6 protein-coding genes are annotated in these 8,677 nt (G+C 70.7%); 3 read left to right on the top strand and 3 right to left on the bottom strand.

Translation table 11 applies throughout. The annotated features are described in order from the left end of the window. The 3 genes from ACIBCA_RS10105 to ACIBCA_RS10095 form a co-directional block, all read left to right on the top strand. On the top strand, positions 1-1,623 hold a 1,623-nt coding region (locus ACIBCA_RS10105; RefSeq protein ID WP_396282377.1), incomplete at its 5' end, for a tetratricopeptide repeat protein. 26 nt (positions 1,624-1,649) lie between these two features. After that, positions 1,650-2,213 carry a hypothetical protein gene (locus tag ACIBCA_RS10100; protein ID WP_396282376.1) on the top strand — a complete coding sequence of 188 codons (564 nt, stop codon included), beginning with the start codon at positions 1,650-1,652 and terminating at the stop codon, positions 2,211-2,213. A gap of 62 nt (positions 2,214-2,275) precedes the next feature. Then, positions 2,276-3,247 (top strand): hypothetical protein, encoded by a 972-nt coding sequence (locus ACIBCA_RS10095; protein ID WP_396282375.1) that lies wholly within the window; start codon positions 2,276-2,278, stop codon positions 3,245-3,247. A 75-nt stretch (positions 3,248-3,322) separates the two neighbouring features. On the opposite strand, the gene ACIBCA_RS10090 is transcribed toward ACIBCA_RS10095, so the two are convergent. The 3 genes from ACIBCA_RS10090 to ACIBCA_RS10080 form a co-directional block, all read right to left on the bottom strand. Further along, positions 3,323-4,042: a G1 family glutamic endopeptidase gene (locus tag ACIBCA_RS10090; RefSeq protein WP_396282374.1), complete on the bottom strand. Its 720-nt coding sequence runs from the start codon at positions 4,040-4,042 to the stop codon at positions 3,323-3,325. Positions 4,043-4,204: 162 nt separating this feature from the next. Next, positions 4,205-5,635, bottom strand: a complete 1,431-nt coding sequence (locus tag ACIBCA_RS10085; protein ID WP_396282373.1) for a PTS transporter subunit EIIC — start codon at positions 5,633-5,635, stop codon at positions 4,205-4,207. A 242-nt stretch (positions 5,636-5,877) separates the two neighbouring features. After that, a complete protein-coding gene (locus tag ACIBCA_RS10080) occupies positions 5,878-8,670 on the bottom strand; it encodes an alkaline phosphatase family protein (RefSeq protein WP_396282372.1) in 2,793 nt (930 codons plus the stop codon). Positions 8,671-8,677 lie beyond the last annotated feature (7 nt).

Here is an 8,677-nt window from a genome sequence, read left to right as displayed (position 1 = left end):
CTTGCCAACCATCTGTCGGGGGTGGGGCGGCGTGAGGAGGCTGTGGCTCCGGCCGAAGAAGCCGTCCGGCTGCGTCGTGGGCTTGCGCAGACCAACTCCGCCGCCTACCTCCCCGACCTGGCCGCGGCGTTGAGTAACGTTGCCAACCATCTGTCGGGGGTGGGGCGGCGTGAGGAGGCTGTGGCTCCGGCCGAGGAGGCTGCCGACATCTACCGTGGGCTTGCGCAGGCCAACTCGGCCGCCTACCTCCCCGACCTGGCCGGCGCGTTGAACAATCTCGCGATCCGGCTGTCGGGGGTGGGGCGGCGTGAGGAGGCTCTGGCTCCGGCCGAGGAGGCTGCCGACATCTACCGTGGGCTTGCGCAGGCCAATTCGGCCGCCTACCTCCCCGACCTGGCCAGCGCGTTGAGCAACCTCGCCAACCACCTGTCGGAGGCGGGGCGGTGCCAGGAAGCCCTTCAGCACTTCGAGGAGATCATCGCCGAGTGGTCAGGTCCGTCGCAGGCCGCAGCCGAGCTCGCCTACCATCGGGCCCTGTTCCTCCTGAGGCACGGCGAGATGGTCGGCGGCATCGAAGCGCTGTGCGGCCTCCTCACCCCGGCCACTCCCATCGACGGTTCGACCGTTTTCCGAATCCACCAGCGTCTGCGGGAGGCCGTGGAATCCGATCCTGCATTGCATGAGATCGTCACACGCCGGTGCGCGGACCGTGGCGCTGCCTCCGAGTCGCCGTCCTGGCTGGAGGTCACGGACACAGCCCTCCAGCTGACCGCCGACTGGACTATCACCAGGACCTGGGCCGAGTCACGAGACTTCGTCACCACTCACCCTTCCCTGCTCGACGCGGCCTCCCGTACGGCCCTGCGGGAATGGTCGTTGCTCGGCGGGCCCGCCGCCTTCCACATTGAGTTGCTGGACCAGCTTCTGTCCGGCATCCCGGTGAATGCCGCGTACCGGCCGCTGGTGCTCCCGGAGATCCTGACCGCCTGGATCCGGACGAGCGCTGACGGCGGGGGCTGGGCGGCCTCCGCGGCGTACCTGGCCGAACACGAGGACGACCTTCTCGCCCCCGACACGGACGCGGCGCTGGCCACCATGGGCGAGGGCCCCGAGGGCGAGAGCCAGGTGGTCGCGGTCCATCGGGCGATCCTGGCGATGGCCGGAAGTGACGGCATCGACGCCGCCTACGGCCTGCTGGAGAACCGCCAGGCCCTGCACGTCCGTCTCCAATCGGCCCTGGAGACCGCGAACGGGACGGAGCTCGCCCGGCTCGCGCTCATCGAGGACGGTGTGTACGACGCTCCCTGGCCAGCCGCGGTCCACTGGCTGGCAGCCCAGGCCCTGGACGACACCCCCGCGACCAGCGGTTCCGACGCTGACAACGACGGCAGTGGGCCAGGCGTCCCCATCGCAGCAGTCCACGCCGCCACGCAGGCCGACGGTCACACAGCGGCACACGTCCTGAGCGCTGCGGCCGGCGAAAGGGAACCCGACGTGGCCGAGCGCAACCGGGCGGTGGCCGAACTCGCGGCCCTGATGGCCACAGTCCCCACCCGGGCAGCCGCGCTCGGCGAGCTTCTCCAGGCGGTCCTCGCCCCAGCGGTTCAGGCTCCCGAGGAGTGACCGGGCCACAGCCGGCGGGTGTGCTGATGCTGTCTGCGGTCGCAACCCCGGACGGCGGCGAAGCGCCCCTGGTCACCCGAGGACTCGCCGACCTGCTGACGGCCGTCGGCAAGAAGGTGCGACTCGTGGTGCTCAACGCCTGCGGCACGGACCCCATCGCCCAGGACCTGGCCCAGGTCACCGGATGCGCGATCGGCTACCCAGGAAAGGTGGACGACCGGACGGCTGTCACCTACGCCGCCCAGTTCTACCGCCGCATAGGCGCCGGCCAGGCCGTCGGCCCCGCCCACCCGGCCGCAGTGGCGGTGATCCGGATGTACGGTGCGGGCGAGCACGAGATCCCTGAACTTCGCTGCCGCCCAGGGGCGAACCGGGACGCCCTCCACCTCCTGCACCCCGTCCACCTCCCACCCCTGCCCGAACCGGGGCGCGTCCCGGACCCCACCGCCTTCCTCGCGCACCGCGCCGGGGCCAAGCGCTACACCGTCCTGCTCACCGGCACGACGGACTCCGAAACACACCTGCGCGCGGAACTCGCCGGCAGGAACATGAGCATCCAGTGGATTCAGGTCGAGGCAGAGCAGGGATGACCCTCACGATCCCGACGGCCTTCTCGTCGCGGAATCGAAGGATTTCCCGAGGGGGACGCGGAATGTGGCAGAGCATCACAGGGAACGACCGCTGGGCGCTGGCACTGGTGTGCCTCGCGTACCTGGCCATCGTCTTCATCACCAGCAGGGGACTCATCGCCGCCCCGCGCTACCGCCAGTTCCAGGGCCGGGTCGGTGACGTCAGGGCACAGGCGACGGTCCTTGCGGCCACCGCCCCCGAGGACACCGTCCGGGCCGCGGCCATCGAAGCGGTGGTCGCACGGCTCGACGAGCTGGAGCACACCAGCATGGTCGTCTGGCGGCTTCATCCCACCTCGTGGGTCATGGCCATCCCGCTGTCCAAACTGGCCGCCGCCTGGCGCGTCCTCCACAGCTGCGAACGCCGCCTTCTCCAGGTCCAGTCGCCCGAGGAGCGCGCCGTGCAGCTCCGGTTCATTCGACTACGGCTCGCCGCCTCCGGGGTTCCGGGCGACGCGGAACTCGCCGCCGAGCTCGCCGCGCAGCCCGTCACGGGCCCCGAAGCCGCCGCACTCCTGAGCGCCACCAGCGAGTACCTCCACGACCGGGAGGACGTTGAGGCGGAGAGGGAGTACGAGCAGCAGCGCACCGCCCTGTGGCTCGCGACGACCGGCCTGGGCGCCGTCCTCCTGATCGGCGCCACACTCGGCCATCAGCCGACGATGATGCTCGGCGCCCTGGGAGGCTTCCTGTCCCCGCTGATCGGCGTGATGCGTGCCCAACGTCCCACCTCCTGGGGCGTCCTGGTCCTCGCGCCGGTCGGTGGAGCGCTCGCCGCGGTCGGCGGCCTGCTCCTCGTCCGTATGCTCGCCGACCCGGAACTCAACCTGCTCGGACACGTCTTCCTCGACAACTCCTGGAACGCGCCCGCGCAGCCCATCGCGCTCGCCATCGCCCTGCTCTTCGGGTTCTCCGGCACCCTCTTCTCACGCCTCGCCCTCACCGCTACGGGGCAACTCGTCTCCACCGCCACGGCGACGGGCCGACAGCTTTGAGGCTTCTCGGGCCCGGCAGGGCCCGGCAGGGCCCGGGTGCCGGGGCGGCGGGGCCGCCCCGGCGGGGGGAGGCGGTTATTGGTGCAGGTACGTCTCGGTGAAGCTGGTGCCGCTGGAGCCGAGTGCGCTGGTGCGGGCCTCGTAGGTGCCGTTGGCGCTGGGGTCGAGGGCGACGGGGCCGAAGGAGCCGAGGGACTTGCCGTTGACGGTGGCCGAGGTGAAGCTCAGGGTGCCGAAGTTGGGGTAGGACCCGGTCGGCGACTCGATGATGACCTCACCGCTGACCCGCTGCGCGGAGAGGGACTTGGTGGTGGTGAAGGTCCAGCCGCGCGAGGAGTCGGTCAGCTTGAGGGTGTACCGGCTGCTTCCCGCGTAGGTCACCGATGCGGTGATGACGTCGCCGACGGACACCGGGTAGGAGCTGGAGCTCAGGTAGACCGGGTTCGCCGGGTACATCTCGTACCACGCCTGGTTCACCGGGCTGCCGCTGGAGCAGTCGGTCGCCACCCCGGTCTGTTCCACGGTGGAGGAGCCGTACCCGTCGATGCCGACCCACGGGGCGTAGAGGTCGTTGGTGGAGTTGCAGGTCGCGCGCGGCTCGGTCCACGTCGCCGAGACCGAGGTGAAGCCACTGCCCGTGGCGACGTAGCCGCCCCAGTTGTAGCCGTTGGTGTTGTACTGCAGCGGGCGGAACGACAGCCCCTGCGCGGCCGCCGCAGCGGTCGGTGCGGTGGGGGCCACGAGGGTGGTGGCCGCTGCCGCGAGGGTGGCGACGCGTATGAGGAACGTGCGCATGCTTGCTCCTTCGTGGGGGACGGGCAGGCGTCTCTCAGGCCGCTCCGGGCTGTGGGGGCCGTGGAGGGGTGGCAGCCAGGATCGCCGACTGTCATGAGCCGGGCAAGGGGCGCAGGGGGAAGGTTGGAGAAGTAATTGCCTTGTTGGGTGAGCGACTTGACGTTAGAGAGAAGTCTGCGACGGCCCGTGGTTCCGCTCTGGCGAGTTGAGGTCGGCGAGTGTGGACGGGGTGAAGCCGAGGGTGTAGGTGAGGGCGCAGGAGGACAGGGCTGAGGCCAGCCAGCCGGTGGTGTAGACGAGGACGGCTGAGCCGATGCCGTGGCTGCCGTTGAGGAGGGGGAGCAGGACCAGGCCGGAGGGGCCGATGGCGGTGGAGCCGGTGGTCAGGCCGAGTTGGGCGCAGAGGCCGATCAGGGCGCCGCCGGTGGCTGCGCCGATGCCGGCGGTGATGAAGGGGCGGACGAGGGGGAGGGTGACGCCGTAGATCACGGGTTCGGCGACGCCGAGGATGCAGGTGGGGAGGGCGGAGCGGATCACGCGGCGGAGGGAGGGGTTGTCGCGGGCGCGCAGGTAGACGGCCACGGCGGCGCCGGCCTGGCCGCCGCCGGCCATGGCGAGGATGGGGTAGAGCACGCTGAAGCCCTGCTGGCCGATGAGGGTGGCGTGGATGGGGATGAGGGCTTGGTGCAGGCCAAGCATGACGAGGGAGGCGAAGGTGCCGCCGAGGACGATGCCGGCGCCGACGCCCGCGTGGGTGAGCAGCCAGGTGGCGCCGTGGCCGATGCCGTCCGCGACGACCCCGGCCAGGGGCATCAGCACCATCAGGGCGGCCAGGCCGGACACGGCGACGGCCAGGGTGGGCACCAGCAGCATCTGGAGGGCCTCGGGCACGTGGCGTCGTGCCCAGCGCTCGACGGCCGCGCACAGCACTGCCGCGCCGAGGGCGCCGAGGACGCCGCCCTGGCCGGGCTTGAGGTGGCCGAAGAGGGTGTGGGTGACGTTGGTGACGCCCGGGTACACCACGATCCCGGCCGCCGCGCCGCCCAGGACGGCCGTGCCGCCGAACACCTTGGCGGCGTTGTAGCCCGCGAACACGGCGATGAGGGACATGAAGCCCTGGGAGAGGGCGGTGGTGATCGGGACGACGCCGCTGAGTGGCTGCCAATGGGTGGACAGGTAGAGGGAGTTGAGGAGGCCGCCGAGGCCGGCGATGACGCCGCAGGCGATCAGGGCGGGGATCAGGGGGACGAAGACCTCGGCGATCCGGCGCAGGAGGAGCTTGGCGGGGGTGGCGTTGCGGCGGCGGTCGGCCTCCTTCAGCTGGGCGCCTCGGGCTTCCAGGACGAGTTGCTCGAACGCCTCCGACACCGGGCCGACGGCCGCCGGGCCGAGGACGATCTGGAAGGTGTCGTCCTCCACCACGCCCAGGACGGCGGGGTGATCGGCGATGCGCGGCGTGTCGAGGAGGTCCGGGTCGGCGATGCCGAGGCGCAGGCGGCTGATGCAGTGGGCGACGGAGGTGACGTTGCCGGGGCCGCCGACCAGGGTGAGTAGGTCGCGGGCGGTCTGGGAGCGGGTGCTGGGCTGCGGCATCCGGAGCCACCTTTCAGAGGAGGGCCCTCCGATGCTGCTCCCCGCACCCGCCCGGCGCCAGGAGTGGGAGGACACCGGCGGGCCGTCGCGCGCGACACACGACGAAGGAGGGGCTGTCCCTGGCCGGGACAGCCCCTCCGTCAGTGCGGGATCGTCAGATGATGGGCTTCCAGAGCTGGTTCTTCCCGTAGTTGTCAGGTCACTGGACCATCGGAGTACCGTTGGAGGTACTGCCGTTCGGGTCAGCCGTCGTTCTCCGCCGACGGGATGTAGGCGCCCGGGACGTCGTTCGGGGCGAGGATGGTGGACTCGCCCGGGTAGGGCTGGGTCCAGTTGTGGGTCTGGTACCAGGTCAGGTGGTTCAGCTGGGCCGGGTTGGCGCGGTCCGGCTTGGCGTTCGGGCCGGTGAGGTGCTGGTTGTTCTTCCACTGGTCCCACTGGGCCGCGACGCCCTGCTGGGCGGCCGGCGGGGCGACGGTGGTCGGCGCCGGGGCGACGGCGGCCCGGTTGGCAGGGGCGGCAGCCGGGGCGGGGACGTCCGGGCCGCAGGTGGGCTGGGTCTTGAGGCCGTCCGTCAGCGAGGTCCGGTTGGGGACGGCGTTGAACGGGGTGAAGTCCGGCTTGTCGGTGAAGGCCGTGGCCATCGGGGTGGCGGCGCTGTCCTTCTGGTTCATCGGGTGGACGCCGAGGATCTGCTCGATGGTGCGGATCATCGTGATCTGCGAGTAGTAGCGGCTGTCCACGGCGCCGTGCTGCGCCCAGGGGCTGACGACCTGGATCGGCGCGCGGTGGCCGTCCACGTGGTCGAGGCCCGCCTGGGAGTCGTCCTCGACCACGAAGATCGCGGAGTCCTTCCAGTACTCGCTGTGCGAGATCTCGTCGATGATCTTGCCGGTGGCCAGGTCGTTGTCGGCCACGGAGGCGGCGGGGCTGGACGGGCCGCCGGTGTGGTCGCTGGAGAGCCAGAGCATGTTGAGCGCGGCGGGGCCGTTCTGCTCGAAGTCCTGCTTCCAGATCTGGTAGCGGTACATGTCCGGCACGTCGAGGTCGAACAGCGGGTAGCCGGGCACCGAGACGCTGTTGAGCGAGGGGATCGGCGAGGAGGAGTTGAGCGGGTAGGCGGTGGGCTTCCCGGTCGCGTCCATGGTCTTGGCGTCGCAGTACAGGTTCTGCCAGGTCGCGTCGGCGGGCTTGGTGACGGACTTGTGGAACTCGCCGAAGTCGCGCACGTCCTTGCCGGTGGCCTGCACGCCGGTCCAGAGGAAGCCGCTGCGCTGGTGGCCGAGGGCGTCGTCCTCGGTGTCGTAGCTGCGCTCGTACTCGCCGGCGGAGGACTCGGTGTACTCCGGGTTGTCCGCCTGCATCAGCCAGTTGTGGCCCTCGGCGGAGTTGGTGCCGATGTCGTACGTGTTGTCGTAGACGCCGAACTGCCGGGCCAGCGCGTGCTGGTTGGGGGTGACGGCCTCGCCGAACTGGGCGAGCTTCGGGTCGCCGTTGCCCTTGCCGAGGTCGCCGAAGAGCTGGTCGAAGGTGCGGTTCTCCTTGACGATCAGGAAGACGTGCTTGATCGTCGACGGGTCGCCGATGCGCTCCGGCACCGGGACGGCCTTCGCCTTGTGCCCATTGCCGTTGCCGTTGCCATTGCTGTTGCCGTTGGCGGTCTTGACCGAGCCGTTGGTCCAGCCGTTCTGCCGGAAGACCTTGTCGGTCTGCGAGCGGATCTCCTTGTCGCTCGGCAGGGTGAACCAGGTCAGGCTGGAGGTGGTGTCGTGGGTGTTGTGCGCGCCGGTGGAGTTGGGCCGGCGGGCGTCGATGCCGCGGGTGTTGGAGACCAGGACGCGGTTGCCGACGGTGGCGATCTCGGCGGGGAAGTAGTCGGTGGGCAGCAGGCCCACGTAACTGACGGGCTCCTGCGCGGTCTTGAAGCGGTAGACGGCCACCGCGTTGGCGCGGCCGAGGGTGACGAGGAGCCGGCCGTCGTCGGTGAGGGTGATCGCGGTGGGCTCGTAGCCGACGGACGCCTCGGGCCACGGCTTGGTGGAGATGCGCTGGACGACCTTGTCGTGCTTGGAGTCGATGACCGACACCTGGTCGGAGCCGGTGTCCGCGACGAACAGGACGCCGTTCTTGCCGTACAGGGCGGTCGGGTGCAGGCCGACGTCGATGGACTCGACGGGGGCGTCCTGGTCCTCCAGCTCGATCACGCTGACGGTGCCGCTGACGGCGGCGCCGGTGTCGAGGTCGGCGGGGACCTGGGTGCCGTAGGAGTTGAGGGTGTCGTCGCCGGCCTCGGGGGTGCGGCCGCCCTCGTTGCCCACGTAGAGCTTGTTGCCGACCTGGGCGAGCTCGCGCGGGGCGTTGCCCACGGCCCAGCTGCGCTTGATCTCGCCGGTGGCGGCGTCGATGGCGACCACGCGGTTCTGGCCGTTGACCGCCGCGTACACCGTCTTGCCGTCGGCGGAGAAGACCGCTCCGGAGGCCAGGGCGTGCTTGGCGCCGTCGGCCGCGATCTTCACCTCCACGGGGTCGGCGAGGCTGCCGTCCGCGTTGACGGTGAAGCGGGTGTAGCCGTCGAGCTGGCCGAGCCACAGCTGCTTGCCGTCGGGGGAGTAGACGGGGGCGGCCTGACCGACGGACTTGTTCTTGATGCGCAGCTCGTCGGCCTTGTTGGTGCCGGCGCGCTGCTGCACCTTGTTGGTCTTGAGGTCCACGATCACCAGCGTCGCGTCGCCGTCGGCGACGGAGGCGGCGAGGTGGGTGCCGTCCGGGCTGACCCGGGAGGCCATGATCTTGCCCGAGTTGATGACCAGCCGGTCGCCGTAGGGGGCGATGTACTGGTCGCCGGAGACGAGCAGACCGTTCTCGTAGACCTGGCCGACCTGGTCGGTGCCGAACTGGCCGGTGGCGGCGAAGGCGGTGCCCGTCGCGACGCACACCGCGGTGATGCACGCGGTGGCGAGCGTGGCACGGCGGCCGATCCGCCGCCCGAGGATGGCGTGGGACTCCTTCTGGACACGACGACGTGTGACCTGCATGGCGTCA

The organism is Kitasatospora sp. NPDC051170 (assembly GCF_044455705.1).
Classification (GTDB): Bacteria; Actinomycetota; Actinomycetes; order Streptomycetales; family Streptomycetaceae; genus Kitasatospora.
This window is presented reverse-complemented; position numbering and strand designations above follow the sequence as displayed.

Excerpts from the sequence above, each read along its gene's own strand:
- ACIBCA_RS10085 (WP_396282373.1), bottom strand. The coding sequence starts at position 5,635 with ATGCCGCAGCCCAGCACCCGCTCCCAGACCGCCCGCGACCTACTCACC.
- ACIBCA_RS10100 (WP_396282376.1), top strand. The coding sequence starts at position 1,650 with ATGCTGTCTGCGGTCGCAACCCCGGACGGCGGCGAAGCGCCCCTGGTC.
- ACIBCA_RS10080 (WP_396282372.1), bottom strand. The coding sequence starts at position 8,670 with ATGCAGGTCACACGTCGTCGTGTCCAGAAGGAGTCCCACGCCATCCTC.
- ACIBCA_RS10090 (WP_396282374.1), bottom strand. The coding sequence starts at position 4,042 with ATGCGCACGTTCCTCATACGCGTCGCCACCCTCGCGGCAGCGGCCACC.
- ACIBCA_RS10095 (WP_396282375.1), top strand. The coding sequence starts at position 2,276 with ATGTGGCAGAGCATCACAGGGAACGACCGCTGGGCGCTGGCACTGGTG.